The organism is Candidatus Merdisoma sp. HCP28S3_D10 (assembly GCF_052065835.1).
GTDB lineage: Bacteria > Bacillota > Clostridia > Lachnospirales > Lachnospiraceae > Laedolimicola.
On sequence record NZ_JBQHTG010000002.1, the window covers coordinates 601,548 to 624,167 of the forward strand.

At 43.4% G+C, this 22,620-nt stretch carries 20 protein-coding genes; 1 reads left to right on the plus strand and 19 read right to left on the minus strand.

The genetic code is table 11. From position 1 onward, the window contains the following. Window positions 1-12: 12 nt before the first annotated feature. The 14 genes from ACTNCH_RS08125 to ACTNCH_RS08190 all read right to left on the minus strand — a co-directional run bounded on the left by ACTNCH_RS08125 (window position 13) and on the right by ACTNCH_RS08190 (window position 13,878). Window positions 13-723: an IspD/TarI family cytidylyltransferase gene (locus tag ACTNCH_RS08125; protein WP_441017734.1), complete on the minus strand. Its 711-nt coding sequence runs from the start codon at window positions 721-723 to the stop codon at window positions 13-15. A 267-nt stretch (window positions 724-990) separates the two neighbouring features. Next, on the minus strand, window positions 991-2,082 hold the full coding sequence (locus tag ACTNCH_RS08130; RefSeq protein WP_441017736.1) for a DegT/DnrJ/EryC1/StrS family aminotransferase: 1,092 nt from the start codon (window positions 2,080-2,082) through the stop codon (window positions 991-993). Window positions 2,083-2,086: 4 nt separating this feature from the next. Continuing rightward, a complete protein-coding gene (locus ACTNCH_RS08135) occupies window positions 2,087-3,481 on the minus strand; it encodes a lipopolysaccharide biosynthesis protein (RefSeq protein ID WP_441017738.1) in 1,395 nt (464 codons plus the stop codon). A gap of 24 nt (window positions 3,482-3,505) precedes the next feature. Next, window positions 3,506-4,576 carry an EpsG family protein gene (locus ACTNCH_RS08140; protein WP_441017740.1) on the minus strand — a complete coding sequence of 357 codons (1,071 nt, stop codon included), beginning with the start codon at window positions 4,574-4,576 and terminating at the stop codon, window positions 3,506-3,508. Between the two features lie 13 nt (window positions 4,577-4,589). After that, window positions 4,590-5,399 carry a LicD family protein gene (locus tag ACTNCH_RS08145; RefSeq protein ID WP_441017742.1) on the minus strand — a complete coding sequence of 270 codons (810 nt, stop codon included), beginning with the start codon at window positions 5,397-5,399 and terminating at the stop codon, window positions 4,590-4,592. A 7-nt stretch (window positions 5,400-5,406) separates the two neighbouring features. Then, complete coding sequence (locus ACTNCH_RS08150; protein ID WP_441017744.1) at window positions 5,407-6,504, minus strand: glycosyltransferase family 4 protein; 1,098 nt, start codon at window positions 6,502-6,504, stop codon at window positions 5,407-5,409. Between the two features lie 7 nt (window positions 6,505-6,511). Next, the gene (locus ACTNCH_RS08155) at window positions 6,512-7,540 is read right to left on the minus strand and encodes a hypothetical protein (protein WP_441038331.1); all 1,029 of its coding nucleotides are present in this window, start codon (window positions 7,538-7,540) and stop codon (window positions 6,512-6,514) included. Then, window positions 7,540-7,950 (minus strand): sugar 3,4-ketoisomerase, encoded by a 411-nt coding sequence (locus ACTNCH_RS08160; RefSeq protein WP_441017748.1) that lies wholly within the window; start codon window positions 7,948-7,950, stop codon window positions 7,540-7,542. Before ACTNCH_RS08160 ends, ACTNCH_RS08155 begins: the two co-directional genes overlap by 1 nt. Further along, the gene (locus ACTNCH_RS08165; RefSeq protein ID WP_441017750.1) at window positions 7,947-9,158 is read right to left on the minus strand and encodes a glycosyltransferase family 4 protein; all 1,212 of its coding nucleotides are present in this window, start codon (window positions 9,156-9,158) and stop codon (window positions 7,947-7,949) included. The genes ACTNCH_RS08160 and ACTNCH_RS08165 overlap by 4 nt, the downstream gene beginning before the upstream one ends. After that, entirely contained in the window at window positions 9,155-9,787 is a 633-nt protein-coding gene (locus tag ACTNCH_RS08170; RefSeq protein WP_441017752.1) for an acetyltransferase, read from the minus strand. Before ACTNCH_RS08170 ends, ACTNCH_RS08165 begins: the two co-directional genes overlap by 4 nt. After that, window positions 9,780-10,415 (minus strand): sugar transferase, encoded by a 636-nt coding sequence (locus ACTNCH_RS08175; RefSeq protein WP_441017836.1) that lies wholly within the window; start codon window positions 10,413-10,415, stop codon window positions 9,780-9,782. Before ACTNCH_RS08175 ends, ACTNCH_RS08170 begins: the two co-directional genes overlap by 8 nt. After that, entirely contained in the window at window positions 10,415-11,683 is a 1,269-nt protein-coding gene (locus ACTNCH_RS08180) for a DegT/DnrJ/EryC1/StrS family aminotransferase (protein ID WP_441017754.1), read from the minus strand. Before ACTNCH_RS08180 ends, ACTNCH_RS08175 begins: the two co-directional genes overlap by 1 nt. 19 nt (window positions 11,684-11,702) lie before the next feature. Next, complete coding sequence (loaP, locus tag ACTNCH_RS08185; RefSeq protein ID WP_441017756.1) at window positions 11,703-12,209, minus strand: antiterminator LoaP; 507 nt, start codon at window positions 12,207-12,209, stop codon at window positions 11,703-11,705. A gap of 307 nt (window positions 12,210-12,516) precedes the next feature. Next, window positions 12,517-13,878, minus strand: a complete 1,362-nt coding sequence (locus ACTNCH_RS08190; RefSeq protein WP_441017758.1) for a hypothetical protein — start codon at window positions 13,876-13,878, stop codon at window positions 12,517-12,519. 384 nt (window positions 13,879-14,262) lie between these two features. Here ACTNCH_RS08190 and ACTNCH_RS08195 point away from each other — a divergent pair, with 384 nt between their 5' ends. Then, window positions 14,263-15,246: a Gfo/Idh/MocA family protein gene (locus tag ACTNCH_RS08195; RefSeq protein ID WP_441017760.1), complete on the plus strand. Its 984-nt coding sequence runs from the start codon at window positions 14,263-14,265 to the stop codon at window positions 15,244-15,246. Window positions 15,247-15,371: 125 nt separating this feature from the next. On the opposite strand, the gene ACTNCH_RS08200 is transcribed toward ACTNCH_RS08195, so the two are convergent. Genes ACTNCH_RS08200 through mutS form a run of 5 tightly spaced genes read right to left on the minus strand, consistent with a single transcriptional unit; the run spans window position 15,372 to window position 22,609 of the window. Then, a complete protein-coding gene (locus ACTNCH_RS08200) occupies window positions 15,372-16,499 on the minus strand; it encodes a DUF362 domain-containing protein (RefSeq protein WP_441017762.1) in 1,128 nt (375 codons plus the stop codon). 14 nt (window positions 16,500-16,513) lie between these two features. After that, window positions 16,514-16,708, minus strand: a complete 195-nt coding sequence (locus tag ACTNCH_RS08205; RefSeq protein ID WP_440321477.1) for a DUF6472 family protein — start codon at window positions 16,706-16,708, stop codon at window positions 16,514-16,516. A 10-nt stretch (window positions 16,709-16,718) separates the two neighbouring features. Further along, complete coding sequence (locus tag ACTNCH_RS08210) at window positions 16,719-18,110, minus strand: glycosyltransferase (protein ID WP_441017764.1); 1,392 nt, start codon at window positions 18,108-18,110, stop codon at window positions 16,719-16,721. 16 nt (window positions 18,111-18,126) lie between these two features. After that, entirely contained in the window at window positions 18,127-19,998 is a 1,872-nt protein-coding gene (gene mutL / locus ACTNCH_RS08215) for a DNA mismatch repair endonuclease MutL (protein ID WP_441017766.1), read from the minus strand. 4 nt (window positions 19,999-20,002) lie between these two features. After that, window positions 20,003-22,609: a DNA mismatch repair protein MutS gene (gene mutS, locus ACTNCH_RS08220; RefSeq protein ID WP_441017768.1), complete on the minus strand. Its 2,607-nt coding sequence runs from the start codon at window positions 22,607-22,609 to the stop codon at window positions 20,003-20,005. Between the last annotated feature and the right edge of the window lie 11 nt (window positions 22,610-22,620).

Sequence of the window (22,620 nt, forward strand, 5' to 3'; positions counted from 1 at the left end):
CACAGCCTCTTTCTACTTGATCCATGATTCCTGTTTTGTATGTAACAATGCTTTAAATATTTTTAGGTCGTCTAATGTTGTAATTTTCAAATTTTCTTCTGATCCTTTCGAAAAATAACTTTCTCGTCCCAGTTCTTTCATCAACATACATGACGCTGCTGTATTTTCTATTCCCTTTTTTTCTGCCTCTAAATGTGCATGGTATAGATCGAAAAAATTGTAAGTATGTGGTGTCTGTGTTCTAAACAATTTTTCTCTGTTTGTTGATACGCATGATGAAATCTTATTGTCGCTCTCAAATACTACCTCTGTACAAGGAATAACTGCAACAGCATTTCCATATTTTGCATACGTAGCTAAGCTATCTGAAATTACTTCTGCTGAAACCATAGGTCTATTTCCATCATGAATCATAATAACATCTTTTTCACCCATTCGATCCTTAATTGCTTCCAAGCCATTTCTGATTGATTCCTGTCCTGTCTTTCCTCCCGGAACAACTGTCTTTAATTTTGTAATGTTGAACTGCTTTGCATATGCCATTAAAACTTCCGTCCACGACTCCAGTGTTACAACTACAATTTCATCAATTCCCGGATGATTTTGGAATGCTTCCATCGTATAAATAATAACTGGTTTATTATCTACATGAATAAATTGCTTTGGTATATCCTGGTGCATTCTTGTTCCATTTCCAGCTGCTGTTAATAACGCAATGTTCATTTTTTTTGCACAGTATTTTTTACTGTGCTCCTCCTTTCTTTTACACTATTGCCATATTTGCTTTATCTTACAAATAACACGGCAAATTTTCTGATATTTTTCATTTTTTTACATCCGGTTAGTTTCTGTTTTATCATATTATGAAAACATTTTTTCACTCGTCATAACCAAACCTGATAATGATTTATGTGTTCCATCAAATATAAATCTTATTATCTGTCTACAGTTATCTGACAAAACACAATTTCGAACATCACTATTGGGAATTTAAAATTGATTTATGATACCAATAATATAACTCTGTTCTTCATCAGTCATGCCATTGTACATGGGCAGGGAAAGCACCTGTGAAGCATACTGCTCGGTAATCGGCAGATCACCCTTCTTATGTCCCAGATACTGATATGCCTCGGACAGATGGGGCGGAATCGGATAATGGATAATCGTTCCAATCTCCTTTTCTGCCAGATACTGCATCAGCTTATCCCTCGCCTCGCTTCTTACCACAAACTGATGCCATACAGCGGTCGCTCCCTGCTGCACCTCCGGCAGAATCAGCTTGTCGTTATGGATCTCAGACAGATAACGGGCCGCGATCCGGCAGCGCTCCTCCTCGCACTCCTCCACATGGCGCAGACGCACACGCAGAAGTCCTGCCTGCAGCTCGTCCAGACGGGAATTGGCTCCGACCACTTTATTATAATAGCGCTTCTCGCTTCCGTAATTGCGGAATACACGGAAATCCTCCGCCAGGCCCGCATCCTTTACCACCACGCCGCCGCCGTCGCCGAAGGCTCCGATGTTCTTGGAGGGATAGAAGGAAAAGCAGCCCACATCTCCGAAGGTACCGGTCATCTGGCCGTCGAAGCAGGCTCCATGGGACTGGGCGCAGTCCTCCACCAGCTTCAGATTGTACTTTTCTGTCAGCTTCTTCACCTCTGCCATATTGGAGGCCTGACCGTAAAGATGAACCACCAGAATCGCTTTTGTGCGCTCGGTAATCTTCTCCTCAATCTTCGATACATCAATGTTGTAATATGCATTCGGCTCTACGAAAACCGGAGTGGCGCCGTTCATGGTAATTCCCATCACGCTGGCAATGTAGGTATTGCCCTGGACGATGACCTCGTCGCCTTTGCCGATCCCCAGCAGCCGGAAGGCAATCCACAGCGCGTCCAGGCCGCTTGCCAGACCTACGCAGTGATTGCCGCCTGTATAGGCCGCAAATTCTTCCTCAAAGCTCTTTACCTCGTTACCCAGCACATACCAGCCGGAACGGAGCACCTCCAGAGCCTTTGTCTCAAACTCCTCCTGATACCGGAAGAAGCCTCTATCCATACGATTTGCCATAATCTTCATCAAATTATCTTCTCCTTGTGTAATATAGCCTTTTAGATTTTATAGTCTGAATTATTTTATATATTTCTTGCCTGTTAGTGATTAACCAAACACCTCCCACAAACACTAATACAGCGCATTGTATATATATACTGCTTCTTGCGTATGCCATTAACGTACCAATTATCTCTATTACAATTACTCCTAGACATTTGATGCTTATATCAAGTTTTATATCTTTTATGCAAAACGCATATCTACAAATCGCTGCTACCGCAAACCCTATCATCAATGCTATATTTGAGCCTTGCAAACCAATCCTGCTAATTATAAGATTTGCTATAATTACATTACTGGCTGCTCCAATAATCGTTGATATTAACGTTTGCATAGTTTTTTTATTCACAGCAATGACAATACTAAATAACCCTGATATTTCAGATATTAAAGTTGCTCCAATTGCTAATGGGATAAAAATTCCCGCATTTATATATTCTTTCCCACCCAATATTGGAATAGTAAAATAAGAAGCCATAATAAATACTGGTACACCTAATCCTATTACATTAAAGAATTTATTAATATAAAAAGAATAACTTTCCGCTCTTGTTTCCTGTGAAGCTTTCTGGAAAGCAACTTCTTGCCATGCAAGAGAATATACCGAGATTATTATTGACAATATCGCTGAATATTTTAATGCAAATGCATAATATCCACTTGCCATTTCCCCCAGTTCTCTTAAAACGATATTTTTGTTATAAGTTCCCAAAAACAAAAATGAAAATGAATTTATCATAAGCGGAAAGCAATATAACAGCATTTCTTCTTTTTTTTGCTTATCTGTTATTTCTTTCATTCCATTCAATATTGAATGTGTTTTTATTTCAACATATAATACCGCAAATAAGAATCCAACTATTTCTGATAAAATCAGAAAAGATACTCCTTTATGCAGAACAACTATTCCATATATATTCATTCCGCACGAAACAATTGTTCTAATTACTCCAGACACAATATAATCTACATTTTTCCCCAATCCTCTGCAAATATTGTTAAAGCAATTAAACATCATATATGATATTCCATATATGACAGTCAGTATTGGATATCTGATTTCCATTATAAAAGATAATAAAATTACCCCTATTGCATAAAATATCATTAATATGGGTAATAACTCTATACAGGTCTTTATTGTTTTATAGGGTGACGTATCTGCCTCAAACATAAACCTGATAATTCCTGACCAAATTTCAATAAAAGAAATAGAAACTAGCATTTGCATATTTGAAATTAAAACATCATAATATCCATAATCTGTAGTTTCCAAAAATCTGGTATATATAGGAATCATGCAAAACACAAGAACTTTTGAGAAAAAGATTCCTATTCCATATATCACAATTTTCTTTTTCATATAGTAAGTGCTCCATTCATTGATCTAAATTAAATATATATGATATGGTACAATTCCTCCTGCATTTGTTATTAAGTAATAATAATAAAATAAAAGACTCATTCCCCAAACTGTAATTTCAGCTACCGCTTTATTTGTTCCGGTACTCGGAATTATTTCAGGGATAAATAGAAGTAAAAAATAGTCAAAATAATATCCCAGTCTAAAAATATGTGGTATATATTTTCCTAAAATTCCCACATATACTGAAAATATTACCATCAATGACAATAAAACTATTTTTCTACTATGATATCTTTTATTAGCATATACATAAATTACCATGGCTATTTCTATAATTATAAGTAACCATCTCAATTTTCCTATTGCCATATTTCCAAGCTCTTCTTGGGAAAAATAAATTCTATATTTAGGAAGATATTTTAATATACACTGTACAATTACTTCTATTACCGGTATACACAATAGCAAAAGCGTACTTATTCTAAGTATATTTTTATATGTATAGCTAATAAAATACATAATTATAAGCATCATGCTACAAATTATAGACGTTTTATGGAACAATACCCCTGTCAACACTACTACCATAGCTTTTTTATATTCCTTTTTTAAAAGCAATGGATATAACCATACCACTATCCCCATTGCTATATACTGTCGCCAGGCCGTCATAGAATTTGTAAAAAAATTCAATCCAACAAATAAAACCATGCTGAGCCAAACATTCTTTGAATTTGCATTTAAAAACCATAAATGTAAGCCTAATATTAATATACTAACAATTACTAATAAAATTCTTGGATTCTGTGTAAATTCAGCTATCAAAAGATTTAGTACTTTATATCCTATCTCAACATCTCTAGTTGGATGATATAAACTATTGGTCCAACCAGCTTTACTGTAATCTATAAACCAATTTATATAATTTATCGTATCTTCACCTATTGTAAAATCACGCAAGCACTCTATTGTACCAAATATTATTAAATTGAAAGTCAAAAATATTATTTTATAATTTTTTGAAATTCCTTTATTAAATATTATCTTTCCGTAAAAAGACATCATTATAAACACTGCTAAATAAATATGCATCTTCTACTTTTCCTTATTTCTGTATCCAGGCAATACAATCATGTCCTTTTCTTTCCCCAATCGGCGGCAGCTTCATATAATCGCCATATAAAGAGCTTAAATATATTTCTGGATTATTATATGTTGAAAATTCTCGTCCACAAAATTCTATTTTTCCGTCTAAGAGATAATCTTCTTTCTTTAAAACTTCTTTCATACCACTTCCCGTAACTACCGCTGCATATTGGCTGTTTTCATATGAATATTTCTTTGAAATTTTATCTAATTTTGTTATTAAAAACTCTGAAACATACGATGTATTTATTAGACATAATATTTTTGATATACATCTCACTATTCTTTTTTTATCTTCAATTCTATACTGCCCTCTTTTAATATACGCCCTTAACAATTGCCAGAAATGTACGCTCTTTAAATGTTGCTCTTGTTTCTTTCTTATATCTGGCATTCCATCTACCGGAAATATGTCAATATATACATGCGTATGTATTTTCTTTGTCTCTGGAAATTCAATCATAGTTGTTTCCATATCCACCACTTTTATATATTCATAGATATAATTTTTATCCGCATGAGGTGTTAATATTTTATACCTTTTGGGGCTTTCTTTAGAAAAAATCCCTATGAATTTTTCATAATCTCCCCTCGGCATTACAATATCTATATCATCGTCCCACGGTATAAATTCCCCATGCCTGACAGCTCCTAATAATGTTCCTCCTGCTAAAGAGTAATTCAAATTGTTTTTTTCACATATATCAGCGGTAACACATAAAATATCAAACTCTACCTTTTGTAACTCTTGCAAGGATAATTTTTTCATTATTTTCTCACCTAATAGCCTTTTCAATATTTTGATAATATACTTCCGACATATTTTCTAACGAATATACATTTGCAACTTTTAAACTTTCCTGCCCCATTTTTTTACACAGTTCTGGATTTTCCAACAAATATTTCATTTTTTCTGCTGCCGTTGATGCATCTTCGTTTCTTACAATATATCCATTTTCCCCATTTTCAACCATTTCCGTTGCTGCAATACATGTATCTGTTGATATTATCGGCAACCCCATAGCGCAAGCCTCATTTATAACCAATCCCCATATATCCTCTCGAGTTAATAAAACAAATATATCTGCCGCTTTCAGATACTCCATTATCTTTTCTCTATTTAAAAATGAAATAAAATGCACATTATTCAGCCTGTTGCATTCAACAAATTCCTTTAACTCTTGATATGGATCTCCTCCAATCAGATAATAACCAATATCATCAGTATTAATAATTTGAACTGCCTGTAATAAAACATCAAATCCTTTTCTTGGAATCATTTGTCCTATAGAAACAACAACTCTTCTTTCCTTAATCTGCAATCTTTCTCTATAATATGTTTTATCTGGCAACGCATCCAAAATTTCTTTTTTCCACACTGATGTAAATGGATATTTTATAATTTTTTTCTTGTCTGCACCATAAAATTTTAAGTATTTAGATGTTTCCTCTCCAGAGCTAAAATATATGCTTGCAGAGGATATTAAAAATTTTTTTATTTTTCTTTTAAATTTGTTTTCATCGAAATTAATAATTCCTCCATCTGCATGAATTGCAAAAGGAATTCGTTTACTCTTTAAAAATAACAATGCTAAGATACCCGTCGGTGAGGAATAATTTCCCAAAATATACATATCACTTTCTTTTCTCAACTGCCCGATAACCTGTGGGCAAAAAGCCATGTCATTTGAAACTGATAATCCTCTTAAAAAAATCCCTTTAAAATTTTTATATTCTCGCTTTAACCAACTGTTTTCTCTATCTTTTGCCCTGCTTCTCTCAAACACAACCGTTAATTCACACTTTTTTCCTATTAACTCAAAAAAATCAATTGTGTATGGTGCTGGAATATTTGTTAAAAACATTATTTTCATAGCCACTTTAATCTTTCAATTTTTTTAAATTTACAATGTCGCCAAAAGCTCTTAATCTATAAGGCATTATATTCCTTTGAATAAATGCCTTGACTACATTACTTGAATAACTTTTTTTACTTGAAAATACCAATCCATATCTTTCTTTCAGCATTTTTCTTATGCTTTCTATTTCTGTTAAATACGGTTTATATATTTTCATTTTCATTTCTTGGTCATTACACTGTGAATTGATATTAACAAAATCCTTGTTAATATATTTCACATTTTGAAAGTGGTAAAATACTAATTTAGTTTCCGATTTCTCTTCCTTATGTACCAAATAAATATTATTATCTTTTGTATTTTTCCCAAGCGAATATTGTTTCAAATTCCAAGGAGCAACTCCAGCCCCCAGATTTTCAAATACATGAACATTTGAAAATCTAAGTGGAAATTGCTCCAGATATTTTTGATCTCCATATTTTTCAATATCATTTACATCTGCTGGTTCGTACCTACTATAGCACCATTTAAAGCATTCCTCTTTCCACCATTTCAGTACATTTTGAGCATTTATCGAATTATCAAAATAATTATATTCGACGCAATATTTTCCTGCTCTGCGATATTTTTCCTTTTTCCAATCGCTCTCAGCAAATCTATGTTCCATAATTCCAACCTGAGCGTTTTCTTTTTTTATTTCATTCATTAACACAATAGGGTCTGAATAAAAATAAAGATCTGTATCAATATATGTGCAATTATCTAATTTAAATCTCTGCATCATATACTCTATTGATGCAGCAGTACATGTCCAACAATATTCCGGCCTATTTCTTTCAGCCTTTAATTTAAGTAACTCTGTTGTTTCAAATTCGTTTAAACGTACTGTTCTAAGATTATTCAAATGTAAATCTTCAAGAATTTGATATGTTTTTTCATCCATGCATAATACATACAGCATGTACTCAGATGCATTCCGCTCCAGGGAATAATAAAGAGCCAGCCCCTTGTCGATATATTTGCTATCAAATAATGTACAATAGTTTTGCATTATTTTATAACCTCTTCTAAATACTTTTGATAATCTCTTATGTATTCTGTTCCATCATAATGGGTACTTGCCAATACCAGCAAAACTGAATCCTTAGAAAAATCATACATATCCTTCCAGATCATTTTAGGTATATATAATCCCATCATTGGTTTATCCAATGAAATTATCATCTCTTCTTTCCCATCTGTAACCCTTACTTTAGATGTTCCACTGACATTTATTAATACAAATTCTGATTCTCGGTTTGCATGTTCGCCTCGAACTACACTGGAATCAGAATCATAAATATAAAAAACACGTTCAATTTTAAAGGGGATCGCTTGCTCTCCTTCTACAACTACCAACTTTCCTCTTTCGTCGCCCAAATCATTAAAATATAATATTTTACATTTTTCTCCTATACTCATACTTTTTTCTCCCTGTCTTTTACAACTTGCATTATTATGTTATAACCGTTTTCTGCAGAATACTCTTTGTTTAATTTTTGAAATTGCGGGGTTTTAATTTCCAATACATCTTTTATAGCTAGATTAAAATGCTCGACACTGTTACTCTCACACCAACAACCACATTCATTTTCAACAATAATTTTTCCCACATCTGTGTTAGGATCTGTAACTGCTAGAACAGGAATTTTAGCCTGCATATAACTCAAGAGTCTGCTTGGAAAATTTGGAATTGTAAACCTATGATCAAGAAAAATCATGCCCACATCGCAAGCCCCCACCATAGCGTCATAATCTTCCTTCGGAAGGCGTTTCATAAGCTTAAGATTTTTCTGTTTTAAACTTTCTACATAAGCTTCAAGCTTTCCAAATTCAGTACCATCTCCCACTACTAAGAAATAAAGGTCATCATTATCCTTCTGACTTGCCAGACACTTAATCAAAAAATCTATCCCCTGTGGTTTTCCCAAATTTCCACCATATATGAATACTTTTTTCCCCAATGGAATTCCGTATTTTCTTCTCATTATTTCACGTTCTTCCAATGAAACACTTTTATCCATTACTTCTACACTGTTGGGACAAATTTCTAACTTTTCCTTTGGTATTTCCGGATTATGCTTCAATACATAATCTACATTAGCCTGTGACATACAACCAATTTTATCTGATATCCCATACAAACGTTTCTCTTTATTTCTAAAGTATCTGTATAAAACTCCTTTTACTCCTGTTTTTTTCAAGAGCCCCAGATCAACTGCATTCTGTGGAAAAATATCTTTGAGCATTAAATATGTTTGCGCTTTGTCCCTTTTTTTTACGTATGATACTACTCTCTGAAATGTAATAGGCGGTGTAGAATATAAGACCAAATCAAATTTAACATCTGAAAAATATTTTTTTATTGCTCCTAAAAAAAGGGATTCTACTGTCAATGTAGAAATCCCTTTTTCGATACAATTGGTCTTTTGCATATTTCCAATCTTCAACTTAAGAATAGTTGCATTCTGCTCTTTTATAAGCTTTGTTATCTGTTTTTTTCTTCTTTCAACCGGTGATATTGCATATACCTGATTGTCACGTTTTGCAAACTCACGTAATAAATCTGTGTAAATATTATGTTCATCTATTGAATTAAAATCTAGCAGTGTGAGAAATAAAACATTCATTTCGTAAACTCCCTCTCTCTTATCTTCTTTACCGGAATTCCCACATATGTTCCTGCTTCTTCGATATTCTTTACTACAACTCCTCCTGCGCCTATCATGCAATCTCCACAAATAGAAAGATTATTACCGACTGCTGCTCCTATCCCTATCCAGCTTCTTCTTCCTATGTGTACAGTCCCTGCCAGTTTTGCACCTACAGATATATGAACAAAATCTTCCAGAATGTTATCATGCTCCACAACTGCTTCTGTATTGATAATGCAATGCTTTCCTATCTTTGCTCCCGCATTAATTACTGCGTTAGCCATAACAACGCTTCCTTCTCCGATTTCCGTATCTATTTGGGAAATAACTGCTCTTGGATGAATGGCCGTATACCATTCCGTTCCCTGCATTTGTTTTGCTATTCTCTCCCGAATTTTCGCATTACCGATAGCAATTACATATTTCGCATTCAGATAATCCTTATAACTTTCCACTGTTCCTAAAATAGGAATCCCAATAAACGCTTCCCCTATATCCGGAGCGTCATCCAGAAATCCTTTTACTTTATCTCCAGAGCACTCTACAATATCAGCCACAACCTTACCGTGACCACTTGCTCCAATGATAATTACTGTTTCATTCACCTTTAAATTCCTCCATCGTCATCGATGTTTCAGAAGAAATTCCTTCTTTTTTTAATACCGTTTTTACAGTATCTAAAATAATTCTCAAATCTCCTAAAAATGTAATATGCTGTACATACCACACATCCATTTCAAATTTCTTTTCCCATGACACATGATTTCTCCCATGTACCTGAGCATACCCGGTAAGCCCAGGTCGCACATCGTGACGATGATGCTGATATTCAGTATATAAAGGCAGATATTTTACCAATAACGGTCTTGGACCTATCAACGCTAAATCCCCTGTGAGAATATTCCACAATTCTGGAATTTCATCCAAACTGGTGCTGCGCAAAAATTTTCCATATTTTGTTAATCTCTGATCATCTGGCAGCAATTTCCCTTCCTTATCCTTCTTATTTGTCATGGTCCGGAATTTAACCAGTTTGAAAATTTTTTCATCCTTTCCTGGGCGCTCCTGGATAAAAAAGGGATTTCCTTGCATTTCTATAGCTCCGATAATAATCAGCACCAAAAATAATGGTGATAAAATAATCAATCCTGCACATGCCAACGCCGCATCCAAACATCGCTTAATAACTCTTGCATAAATTCCATATTGGGGATTCTCAAAAGCTTTTTCCATCACTCAAAACACTTTCTAATAATCTCTATAATCACATCCTGCTGCTCCACCGTCATCTTATTATCACTGGGCAGGCACAGGCCTCTCTGGAAGATGTCCATTCCCACATCCAGCGGTCTGCCGTCTTTGCCTTTTGCTCCGCCTGCGATATAAGCATTTGTTTTGGCTCTTCCATTTCCCTCTCTGGTCACAAAACCATTCATCCGGTAAATCGGCTGCATATGCATCGGTTTCCAGATGGGACGACCCTCTGCGTTATATTTTGCAATCATTTCCAGGATTTCTGTAGGACAGCTTTTTCCATGCTCCGGCACATACAGAGCCTCGCATTCGCCTCTGACCTGACGGCACATAGCTCCTTCATCAATCATCAGACAGCTCAGCCAGAAGTTCGGTTCAGAATTCTCCCCATCAAAGGGATTCATGCTGACCGGAAGCCCCTTCAGGCCTTCCTTGTACCGTTCATAAATAGCCTTTTTCTGCGCGATATGCTCTTCCAGATACCCAAACTGTCCACGGACTACGCCTGCGATTACATTACTCATACGGTAGTTGTAGCCTAACTCCTCGTGCTGATACCAGGGAGCATTTTCCCGGGACTGGGTAGACCATTTTCTCACTTTTTCAGCATCCTCTTTGCTGTCGGTGAGAAGCATTCCGCCCGAAGAACCGGTAATGATCTTATTTCCATTAAAAGAAATAGCACTTACATCTCCGAAAGTGCCTGTCTGTCTCCCTTTATAACTGGCTCCCAGCGATTCTGCTGCATCCTCCACAATCACCGCGCCATGTTTATCACAAATACTTCTGATCTCTTCCACTTTTCCCGGTGTTCCATAAAGGTGCGCTACTACGACCACCTTCACTTCCGGGTAGATCTCAAAGGCTTTTTCCAGAGCCATCGGATCCATATTCCAGGTGTCGTACTCCGTATCGATGAACACCGGGACACCGCCTTCATAAACTACCGGATTGACTGTTGCGTCAAATGTCATATCGGAGCAGAATACCTTGTCTCCCGGCTTAATACCTGCCAGCTTCATAGCCAGATGAAGAGCCGCAGTTCCGGCGGACAGGGCTACCGCATACTTGCAGCCAATTTTTTCTGCTGCAAGGCGCTCTACTTCATTGATATTTTTTCCTACGGTAGACATCCAGTTTGTCTCGTAGGCCTCTTTTACATATTCCAGTTCCGAACCATGCATGGTTGGGGATGAAAGCCATACCTTGGATTCAAATGCTTTTAAATCATGATTTTCCTTAAACATAATTCTGCTTCCTTTATTTCTATATTTTTCTCACAATCTCCAGCCCCGCCTTCAGTCTCCGCGCCTCTCCCAGCAGCTTCACCTTCAGCCAGGCAATCCGCTTATGCCGGTCCGCCCGGCATATCAGATGTTCCAGCCCCTTTAACGGGCCTTCCGTTACATAGATTCTGCCATCCATCTGATATCCCCGGGACATTTTCAAAAGCCGCTCCTGTCCGGATAAAAGCTCCAGCAGCAAGATGTCTTCTTTCGGAAGAGACGTCCATCTTTCGCCTGTGCCAAGCAGCCTTGTGAGCCTTGGAATGCGTTTCAATGTCTCGTAGAGCAATTCCGGCGTCTCTGTGATGACAAAGAGATAACCCGGGAAAATGACACCTGTAAGCTCTTTCCATTCTCCCTGTATCTTTTTCTGATTTTCCCAGTGTGGGGTAAAGATTTCTATCAGATACTTCGTCACCTCATACCTTTTTGCCTCTTCTATGATTTGTTCTTCCTGTCCCGTGGGAACCTGAATGACATACCACATAACTTCCTCCAAATGGGTGCGCTTCGCCACTCCGCGCGCAGCCCGGATTGTATTTTATGGATGACCGCCTGGATACAGAACGCGGCAATGCGACGATTCTGTACGTCAGGTTTCTTGTTAAAAATTAAATATCCTATACCAGAACTCTTCTTTCGAAGGTCTTCTGCTCTGCGGCGTTTGCAGGAAACCGAAGTAACGCTGCCTTTTCCCGTTTTTGCAGAAGCTTTTCTCCTTTACGGAGGTTGGCCCGCTCCAAGACCCTATAGAAATACGCCGGGATTTTCCCGACATGATTATCACAAATTTGTCAACCTGCTGCCTGCAGATATTCGGTCTGCAATTCCAGAAAACCGGCGTAATCCAGCCTGCAGGCCTCCTGGTCAAAATGCTTTAAATCCTCTGACACATGCCCCAGTAAAAAGGCGCTGTACAGCTTTTTATCCACCCGCTGCCCCTCTACGATGCGCCAGCTCTTCCGCAAGGGCATGTTTTGATAGGTTCCTGTGTGATGGTTGAAGCCTGCGGCCTTCAAAATGAACGGCTGTATGAAAATCAGTTCCTTATCCTGCTGCGTTAGCTTCTGCTCCAATACGGTCCGGAACCTGGCCGGGCTGTAGCTCTGTGCGTATCTGCCGTTGGGTTTTCTCCTCCGCAGCTTTGTGTACTGGATCGCTTCTATATAAAATTCGGTTCCGCTTGCCGCGATTGCTTCTGCCAGCCGGAACTGTTCTTCCTTCTGCAGCGCTCTCTGCTTTCTGCAAAGCTCCCGATAGCGTTTTCTTGCTCTCCGGTATCTGGCAGAGAGTTTCCACTCGCAGCTTCCCTTTCGAAGCGTCCCGTTTGCCTCGTAGTTGTCTGGATTCTGTGCCTTCCGGCTTCGCTCCATATATGCGGATAATTTCTTTTTTTCTGCTTCCAGCTTCTGTGCTTTTCCCGGAAGCGGATAGATAACTGCTTTTTCCCGGCTGACTACCGCGATTTGACGAAATCCCAGAGTCAGGCCAACCTTTTGAGCCTTCCTGCTCTGCAGATGTTTTACCGGAGGCTTTCCTTTCAGCACCAGTTCCGCAAAGTATCGTTTTTTTCCACGGATTTCTTCCCGCTTGATCCGACAGAACCGAAGTTCGTTTTTTAACGCTTCCGTTTCGTATGCATTGTGTTTCAGCCCTGCCGGAAGCTCTAAATTTTTCCACAGAAGCGTACCGTTCCGATACTTTATCGAGGTCTGATTGGTTTTCCCGGAAAGACTGTGTAATTCTTTCTTTTCCCAAACCTGCTCTGCCTGGCCTTTTACCAACGCATCCATGGCTCTCCATACGTCAGCCGCCAGGTTCTGTGTGATCGGGCTGTCTGTATGCTCTTTGTAATGGCGGCGATAGCTGGTCGCGTCTCTGCAGATATCTGCCCGGGTCAGCCGGTACTGTTTTACCAGCTGGTCCCTTTCCCTCAGCAGTTCTTTTCGCGCTTCTTTTTCTTCCTCTACCGCCAGCTGCTGACAGATTCTCCGATATGCTTTGGTCTGCGCCATTTGTCTGTATCGCCTGTATGCTTTTGAAAGCAGCGCATTGTATATCTGCCTGTTAATTTCAAACCGTTTTTCCAGAAGATGCTGCTGCCGGATATCCGGCTTTAAGGGCAATGTCAGCACAAAATACTGTTCTGATATCATCTGCCTACCTCATTTCTGAATTGTAACTGTGTGATTTCCATGGAGATTTCGTAGAGTAACATACTTCACGAAAAAAAAGAGAATATAGAAGGTAAATAGAAGTCGTTTGTTGCATAAATTATGGGATGTTTTTCCAAAGAATGTATGGAATCAAGAAAAGGGTTTACCTTTTTTGGAAATTGTGCTATCATAGACAAGAAAATTGGAGAAATAGCGGTTTTTATTTTCGTGAAGTATGTTACTTCACGAAATTTTTTGATTTTTTTCTATTTATACAGGTTCTTCTATACTGCTGTCACTTGTTCTTGACTTTCCTTCCCCCGCCCCCTATTCTATAAGTAATCTTACGTTTACAGAAAATCCGTTTTTTAGAAAGGAGTTTTTATGAATCCGCTTCGTATCGGCATTTTAAGTACCGCCTCTATCGTTCCGCGTTTTGTGGGCGCGGCCGGCACCCTGGAGGACTGTGTAATCACAGCCCTTGCTTCCCGAAACCTTGCCCGGGCAGAGGAGAAGGCTGCGCTTTTAAGTATCCCGCAGGCTTTTGGCAGCTTCGAAGATCTGCTCGCCTCCGATGAGGTTGATATCGTCTATATCGCCACAATCAACAGTGAGCATGCTTCCTGTGCCCGTCTGGCATTGGAGCATGGAAAGCACGTATTATGTGAAAAGCCATTTGCGCTAAAGCCCAACGAGATCCGGGATCTTTTCTCCCTGGCCCGGGCAAAAGGACTTTTTGTGATGGAGATGCAGAAGTGCGTCTTTCTCCCGGTGATACAGGAGCTGAAAAAGCGCATCCGGGCCGGGGAATTTGGCCGGATTACTATGGCAGATTTTTCCAGTTCCTTCGACGCAGGCTATAACAGTTGGATGTTTGACGCATCCAAGGGCGGCGGTCCGCTGTTCAGCAATGCCAGCTACAGTCTACAGCTGATGCAATATCTCTTTGATTCCTTTGCCGTGGAACAGACCGGGCTCTGCACCTGCGCGGACAGTCCTGTAGAAAATCAGTTCGCGGCTGTCATGCGCATGGACAATGGAATCCTCTTTACCAATAAGACCAGTACGGCCTCTGAAACCATTCACATGGGTTATCTCTACGGGGAAAAGGGCTATATTGAGCTTCCGGATTACTGGAAGGCGCGAAGGGCGGTTCTTCATTTTAAAGGCCAGGATCCGATAGAGCTTACCTGTCCCTGTGAGTTTGAGCTGCGCTATGAGCTGGAGCATGCCCTTGCCTGTATCCGCAAGGGGCTCAGTGAAAGCCCTGTTATGACGGAGGAAATGTCCTTCCGGGCTATGGAGACTCTGGACGCCCTGCACCGGATGTGGAATCCTGCGATGCGATCTCCGGAAGGTTTTTTATAGAATAGGGAATTCTAACGAAATTTCATATTCCATATTAAAAATGCATGCTATGTGGAAGCGGTATTCTCGCTTCCGTATAGCATGCAGCTAAAATTATACAGTATTAACCTCTATCCGCGTATCTCCTACATCTCTATCAGCTCATACTCCCTGCTTCCCAGGCCTATCTCTTCGCCATGCTCCAGGCAGCTTTTGTACTCGGAATCTACCGTCGTATTTTCGAAATGGTCGTGATGATCGCAGAAGTCTGCTTTCTTCATGTTGTCGGAAAGTACGCTGTTGGGAAGGGGCTGCTGCTTTAAGCACAGATCCGCGCAGGCCTGGTCAAGGGCCAACGGGTCGAAGGAGGCCAGCATTCCCACGTTGGGCAATATCGGTGCGTCATTTTCCCCATGGCAGTCGCAGTAAGGAGACACATCCACAATCAGGGAAATATGGAAATTGGGACGACCGTCTACCACCGCTTTGGCGTATTCTGCCATACGGCAGTTCAGCTCCTTTGTAGCCGCGTCGTTGGCAAACTGGATAGCGTCGAAGTTGCAGGCGCCCAGGCACCGGCCGCAGCCCACACAGTTTTCCGCGTTTACGTGCATTTTTTTCGTGGTTTCATCGAACTCCAGACCCTGGTTCGCGCATTCCCGCATACAGCGTTTGCAGCCACGACAGACCTCCGGGTCGATGGACGGCTTTCCATTGGAGTGCTGATCCTTCTTGCCGGCCCGGGAGCCGCAGCCCATGCCGATGTTTTTGATGGTACCGCCGAAGCCGGTGGTCTCATGGCCCTTAAAATGTGTCAGGCTGATGAAAATGTCCGCATCCATGATGGTACGGCCGATTTTCGCTTCTTTGATGTAGGTACCGCCCTTGACCGGAACCGCGATGTCGTCGGTTCCCTTAAGACCGTCTCCGATGATCACCGGACAGCCTACCGTCATAGGCGTAAATCCGTTTTCCCAGGCGCAGTACATATGCTCGATGGCGTTCTTACGACTGCCCGGATACAGGGTATTGCAGTCGGTCAGGAATGGGATTCCGCCAGCCTCCTTTACCATGTCTGCCACCGCCTTGGCGTAATTGGGACGCAGATAGCTGATATTTCCCAACTCGCCAAAATGCATTTTGATGGCTACGAATTTTCCTTCCATGTCCATGGAGTCAAAGCCGGCTTTTTTCATCAGCCGTTTCAGCTTCGTCGGAAGTCCTTCCCCGAGACGTGCCCGGAAGTCTGTAAAATATACCTTTGATTTTTCCATTTTTATCCTCTCCTTTACATTTGATGTCTTACAATCCGATACTCGTCCCCGTACTGGAAATAGGGACAGCTGTGAAAGCTTCCCTGGATAAAGAGACGCATTTCGTCCTCATCCAAATCCATTTCGCAGACATAATATCCATAATCGTCGTCGTACACATAGTTTCCACACATTTCACAGTTGGTTGCCTTTGGTTTTTTCTTCGTCATTGTTCTCTCCTCACCGCACCGGCGCCAGCACCTTCTGCATGTTCCGCTTCATTTTTTCAGACAGGCGGGCATACTGAATCAGGTCTTCCTCCTCGAAGCCTGCAAATCTGGCCTCGTCGTAATCCTGCTGCACCGCTGTCAGCTCCTTAAGGATCGGCTCTGCTTCCGGCTGGAAGATGACGCGGATCCGCTTTTCCGGCGTCTTCTTTGCTGCCCCGTCCTTTTCCGCACCCTTCTCCTTCTTCGGTCGCTCAGGCTTCGGATTGGGGATATCCTCTGTCCGGATCAGCCCCCGCAGCGCCAGCTTCTGAAGCTGCATGGCCAGGGCGCTCCGGGATATCCCGGCAAAGTCTGCCAGATCCTTTTTGCTTACATTTTCTCCCAGATGATTGATGCACAGAAGTAGATAGGCCTCCGCGGCAGTCAGATCACTTTTCAGGGCCGCCACCTCCAGATACCTCTGCATCAGCTTCCGCTCCCGGTACTGATCAGAAAGCATGCCTTCCCCGGCCAGAGCCGCCACGCTGACGCCGGTCCGCTCGTCCCCCAGCTTCTTGGTGCCCGGCAACAGCGGAATTCCCACCATGCCGTCACCGGCGGCGTCCACCAGAAACCGATACACCTGAAGCCGGTTCTTCTCATACTCTTCCTCGTCCAGCACATGCTTGTAGAAGTTATGATAGTATTCGAACACAGACAGCTTCATCTGTATGGTTTTCGTCAGGCTGGAGCCCTGGCTGACCAGAGAGCCCTTCCGCTTCACATAATAATAGATGGGAGCCCGAAGCGCCTGAATCCGCTCCGCGAAGCGGATATACTCCAGATTGAACATAAAGTCCTCGCACCAGCTGATTTCCGCATTCATCCGAAGCCCATGGGCTTCGATAATGGAACGGCGGTACAGCTTATTCCAGAGAACCCCATAATAAAAATCCGCCGGATTTTCCATCATATGGGCTGCAAAGGCTTCCTGGCTCATCACGCCCTCTTCCTCGATGTCACCCTTCCGGGACACCCGTTCTCCTACCACCCGGTAGAAATCCGCTATCACCAGATCGCAGTCGCCCTCTTCCGCTGCCCGCATCAGAAGTTTGGTGGAATCCGGCGTCATCCAGTCGTCGCTGTCCAGAAACTGGATATAGGATCCCCTTGCCTCTGACAGCGCCTGATTCCGGGCTGCGGAAACGCCCGCATTTTCCTTATGGAAAACCCGCACCCGGGAATCCGCCGCCGCGTAAGCGTCGCACATGGCTCCGGATCCGTCCCTGCTTCCGTCGTCGATAAGAAGCAGCTCAAAATCTGTATATTCCTGTCCCAGCACACTGTCCACACAACGGGCCAGATACTTTTCCGCGTTATATACCGGAATGATAATGGAAACCGTCGGTTTTCCTGCCTCCACAGCACCCTCCTCCTTTTTACACAATTCTCTTAAATTTTTTCTCGATTTCCTGCTTTGTCATGGCGATAATCGTAGGCCGTCCATGAGGGCAGTTATAGGGATTATCCAGGGTCAGCAGCTCCTCGATGAGCTCCCGGGCCTCCGCCGTGGACAGCCGCTGGTTTCCCTTGACGGCTGCCTTACAGGACATGGAAGCGATTTTATCCAGAATCATCTCTGTATTTTTGCCTCCGGCGTACTCCAGGTTGTCCAGAAGCTCCCTAAATAAATCCTGCTCCGCCAGGCCGTACAGGTTGGCCGGAACTGCGCTGACCGCGTATTCCTTTCCGCCGAAGGGTTCGATCTCAAAGCCCAGCTCCTTAAAATAATCCTGGTATTCCATAAGTCTGGCCGCCTCCTGCATATTCAGGGTCAGGATCAGCGGCGGGCTCACCATCTGGGAGATGATTTCCTTCTTCTCCAGAGCTTTCACCGTCCGCTCATAGAGCACCTTCTCATGAGCCGCGTGTTGGTCGATCAGATAAAATTTATCTTCAAACTGCACCAGCCAGTAGGTGTCAAACAGCTGGCCGATCAGGATTATATCGGATTTCGTCTTCGGGTTCAGCAAGCGGTGCTCAAAAAGATCCAGCTGGTACGCGCCCTCTTCCCGCAGAAGCTCCGGCTTCTGTTCCGGCTTCTGTTCCGGTTCCGGCTTCGCCTTCCGCTCCGGCGCCGCCTTTTTCTCCTCGTATTCCGCGTTTACCCGCTTCTTCATCTGCGTCATAAAGTACTCCAGGTTCCGTTCCTGAGGCGTAGGCGCGGGCGGGGGCGCTATCGGCTTTTCCTGCGGAGGCTTATCTTCCTGAGATTCTGCCTTCGGAGGTTCTGCTTTCGGCAGCTCTACCTCCGGAATCAGCTCCCGTCCCATCAGTCCCTGGTGAACCGTATCCTTCACAAACCGGTAAAGCTGCTCCTGGTTGGAGAAGCGCAGCTCCATCTTGGTGGGATGCACATTGACGTCCAGAAGGTCTCCGTCTATGGCAAAATGCAGCGCCGTAAAGGGGTACTTGTGCTGCATTAGAAAGGTCCGGTACCCTTCCTCTATTCCTCTTGCGATGACATTGCTCTTGATATACCGGCCATTGATGAAATAATTCTCATAGGCCCGGTTTCCTCTGGAAATCACCGGTTTTCCGATGAAGCCGGTCATATGCACCGGCCCCTGCACCGCGTCGATCTCTGCCAGGTTGGCCGCGATCTCACGACCGTAAATATGGTAAATCACATCCTTCAGGCTGTGATTGCCCGAAGTATGCAGCTTTGTCTGTCCATTGTTGATAAACTGGAAAGAAATGTCAGGATGGGACAGGGCCAGGCGCTCCATCAGATCGCTGATATATCCCGCCTCGGTCATGGGAGATTTTAAGAACTTCCGCCGGGCCGGCGTGTTATAAAAGAGGCTGCGCACCAGAAAGGTAGTTCCCTCCGGCGCTGCCATCTCCTCCAGTTTCTTCTCTACGCCGCCCTCGATGACGTACCGGACGCCCGCGTCCGCCTCCCTTGTCTTCGTAATCAGTTCCACCATGGCGATGGACGCAATGCTGGAAAGAGCCTCCCCGCGAAAGCCCAGGGAAACCACGTGAAAGAGATCCTCCACTGCCCGGATTTTGCTGGTGGAATGGCGCAAAAAGGCAACCGACACCTGATCGCGGTCGATCCCGCTTCCATTGTCAGTCACCCGGATAAAGGAGGTGCCGCCGTCACGGATTTCCACCGTCACAGCCGTCGCTCCCGCGTCTATGGAATTTTCCACAAGCTCCTTGACCACGGAGGAGGGCCGCTCTATGACCTCTCCCGCCGCGATCTGATCGATTGTTTTCTGATCCAGTACCTGAATATCCGCCATTCGATCACCACCTGTTCTTTATCTTATTCTGCAGCCGGTAAATGGTATTCAATGCATCCAAGGGCGTCATATTTCCCAGATCCATATCCCGGAGCTCTGTAATGATGTCATCGTCCTTCACGGTATCAAACAGGGAAATCTGCTCGGATTCCATGTTCATTTCCACTGGAAGCGCCTTCGGCTTCAGGGAGATATCCGCCGCACTTAACTCCTCCACCAGCTCCCTGGCCCTTGCAATCACCGGATCCGGCACGCCTGCCAGCTTCGCTACCTGGATGCCGTAACTCTTGTCTGCGCCGCCCCGGATGATTTTACGCAGAAATACAATATCATCGCCCTTCTCTTTGACGGCGATACAATAATTGTTGACGCCTGCCAGGGAGCCCTCCAGCTCAGTCAGCTCATGGTAATGGGTGGCAAAGAGCGTCTTGGCTCCGAGAATCTTCGGATTGCTGATATATTCTATAACAGCCCAGGCAATGGCCAGTCCGTCAAAGGTACTGGTTCCCCTTCCGATCTCATCGAGAATCAGAAGACTGTTGCCGGTAGCGTTTCGCAGAATATTGGCCACCTCTGTCATCTCCACCATAAAGGTACTCTGTCCGGAAGCCAGATCGTCAGAGGCTCCCACCCGGGTGAAGATCCGGTCTACGATACCGATTTTCGCGCTGTCCGCCGGAACAAAGCTTCCCACCTGGGCCATCAGCACAATGAGCGCCGCCTGGCGCATATAGGTGGATTTTCCAGCCATGTTCGGCCCGGTGATAATGGAAATCCGCTTGGAATTATTATCCAGATAGGTATCGTTGGGGATAAACATGTCATTTTCAATCATCTGCTCCACCACCGGATGGCGGCCGCCTTTGATATCGATGACGCCCTTTTCATTCATCTTCGGACGCACAAAATGGTTCCGCTCTGCCACGAAGGCCAGGGAGGCAAACACGTCTACCAGGGCCACCGCCTTAGCCGTCTTCTGGATCCGCAGCACCTGGGCGGCAATGCTGTCCCGGAGCTCGCAGAACAGGCCGTATTCCAGGGCTGTCAGCTTCTCCTCCGCCCCAAGAATCGTATCCTCCAGCTCCTTCAGCTCCGGCGTAATATAACGCTCCGCGTTGGTCAGGGTCTGCTTGCGCATCCAGGTCTCCGGTACCATGTCCTTATAGGAATTGGTGACCTCCAGGTAATAACCGAATACTTTATTATATTTGATTTTCAGGTTTTTGATTCCGGTCTTATCCCGTTCCTGGGCTTCCAGCCTGGCCAGCCAGCTCTTTCCCTCCGTTTTGGCCTTCCGGAACCGATCCACGTCCTCATGGTATCCGTCCTTGATGATATCGCCGTCCCGGATGGAGATGGGCGGATCCTCCTGAATGGCCTGCTCTATCATAGCCTGCAGATCCGACAGGGTGTCCAGATCCTCCCGGAGCTCACAGAGCAAAGGAGAGGAAAAATCTTCCAGGAGCGTATGGATATGGGGCAGCATTTCCAGGGAAGTCCGGAAAGCAATCAAATCTCTTGGGTTGGCGGTCTTGTAGCTGATGCGTCCGATAAGACGCTCCAGATCGTAAATAGGATTTAAGTATTCCCGCAGCTCCTCCCGGTTAATCGCGTTCTGATTCAGCTCTTCAATGGCCCCATGACGCTTCTCGATCTCCGCCCGGTCAATCAGGGGCTGCTCCACCATGGTCCGCAGGGCTCTGGCGCCCATGGCGGTCCTGGTCTTATCCAGTACCCACAGAAGGGAACCCCGCTTCTGCTTTTCCCGCAGGGTTTCCGTCAGCTCCAAGTTTCTCCGGCTGGAGCTGTCGATGATCATATATTTCCCGATGGTATAGGACTGCAGATGGGTCATATGGGTCAGGGGTTGCTTCTGCGTCTCGTAAAGATATTTCAGCAGAGCGCCCGCCGCAATCATACCGCAGCCAAAATCTGTAAGTCCCAGCCCCTGCAGACTGGCGATCTGAAAATGATCCAGCAGGGTCTTCTTACAGAGTTCGTCGTCAAAATACCAGGACTCCAGGGGATAGAGGGCGATATTCAGCCGGAATCTTAAGTCCTCCAGATCTACGCCGCTCATGGAAAAGGCCTCGTTGCAGATGATCTCCGCCGGGGCAAACTTATTGATCTCGTCCAGGAGCTTCCGCTCGGAATCCACCTCCGTAACCAGGTAATCTCCGGTGGTAATGTCTGCCGTAGAGATCCCGTACCGATCGGACAGATATACAATACACATGAGGTAATTGTTCTTTGTCTCATCTGCGGTACTCAGGTTCGTACCCGGCGTTACGATTCGCACTACTTCCCGGGCTACCAGCCCTTTGGCTTCCTTCGGGTCCTCCACCTGATCACAGATAGCCACCTTATAGCCTCTGGATACCAGCCGGTTCAGATACCCCTCTACAGCATGATAAGGAACGCCACACATAGGTGCGCGTTCCTCCAATCCACAGCTTTTTCCGGTTAAGGTTAATTCCAGTTCCTTCGACGCTATTTTTGCGTCGTCAAAGAACATCTCATAAAAATCGCCCAGACGATAGAATAAAATGCAGTCCTTGTATTGCTCCTTTGTCTTCAGGTACTGCTGCATCATGGGTGTCATTTCCGCCATGAAACTTCCTC

What these genes read in the sequence shown, in the direction of transcription:
- ACTNCH_RS08125 (WP_441017734.1), bottom strand. Translation starts at nt 723, where the DNA reads ATGAACATTGCGTTATTAACAGCAGCTGGAAATGGAACAAGAATGCAC.
- ACTNCH_RS08130 (WP_441017736.1), bottom strand. Translation starts at nt 2,082, where the DNA reads ATGAAGATTATGGCAAATCGTATGGATAGAGGCTTCTTCCGGTATCAG.
- ACTNCH_RS08135 (WP_441017738.1), bottom strand. Translation starts at nt 3,481, where the DNA reads ATGAAAAAGAAAATTGTGATATATGGAATAGGAATCTTTTTCTCAAAA.
- ACTNCH_RS08140 (WP_441017740.1), bottom strand. Translation starts at nt 4,576, where the DNA reads ATGCATATTTATTTAGCAGTGTTTATAATGATGTCTTTTTACGGAAAG.
- ACTNCH_RS08145 (WP_441017742.1), bottom strand. Translation starts at nt 5,399, where the DNA reads ATGAAAAAATTATCCTTGCAAGAGTTACAAAAGGTAGAGTTTGATATT.
- ACTNCH_RS08150 (WP_441017744.1), bottom strand. Translation starts at nt 6,504, where the DNA reads ATGAAAATAATGTTTTTAACAAATATTCCAGCACCATACACAATTGAT.
- ACTNCH_RS08155 (WP_441038331.1), bottom strand. Translation starts at nt 7,540, where the DNA reads ATGCAAAACTATTGTACATTATTTGATAGCAAATATATCGACAAGGGG.
- ACTNCH_RS08160 (WP_441017748.1), bottom strand. Translation starts at nt 7,950, where the DNA reads ATGAGTATAGGAGAAAAATGTAAAATATTATATTTTAATGATTTGGGC.
- ACTNCH_RS08165 (WP_441017750.1), bottom strand. Translation starts at nt 9,158, where the DNA reads ATGAATGTTTTATTTCTCACACTGCTAGATTTTAATTCAATAGATGAA.
- ACTNCH_RS08175 (WP_441017836.1), bottom strand. Translation starts at nt 10,415, where the DNA reads ATGGAAAAAGCTTTTGAGAATCCCCAATATGGAATTTATGCAAGAGTT.
- ACTNCH_RS08180 (WP_441017754.1), bottom strand. Translation starts at nt 11,683, where the DNA reads ATGTTTAAGGAAAATCATGATTTAAAAGCATTTGAATCCAAGGTATGG.
- loaP (WP_441017756.1), bottom strand. Translation starts at nt 12,209, where the DNA reads ATGTGGTATGTCATTCAGGTTCCCACGGGACAGGAAGAACAAATCATA.
- ACTNCH_RS08190 (WP_441017758.1), bottom strand. Translation starts at nt 13,878, where the DNA reads ATGATATCAGAACAGTATTTTGTGCTGACATTGCCCTTAAAGCCGGAT.
- ACTNCH_RS08195 (WP_441017760.1), top strand. Translation starts at nt 14,263, where the DNA reads ATGAATCCGCTTCGTATCGGCATTTTAAGTACCGCCTCTATCGTTCCG.
- ACTNCH_RS08200 (WP_441017762.1), bottom strand. Translation starts at nt 16,499, where the DNA reads ATGGAAAAATCAAAGGTATATTTTACAGACTTCCGGGCACGTCTCGGG.
- ACTNCH_RS08205 (WP_440321477.1), bottom strand. Translation starts at nt 16,708, where the DNA reads ATGACGAAGAAAAAACCAAAGGCAACCAACTGTGAAATGTGTGGAAAC.
- mutL (WP_441017766.1), bottom strand. Translation starts at nt 19,998, where the DNA reads ATGGCGGATATTCAGGTACTGGATCAGAAAACAATCGATCAGATCGCG.
- mutS (WP_441017768.1), bottom strand. Translation starts at nt 22,609, where the DNA reads ATGGCGGAAATGACACCCATGATGCAGCAGTACCTGAAGACAAAGGAG.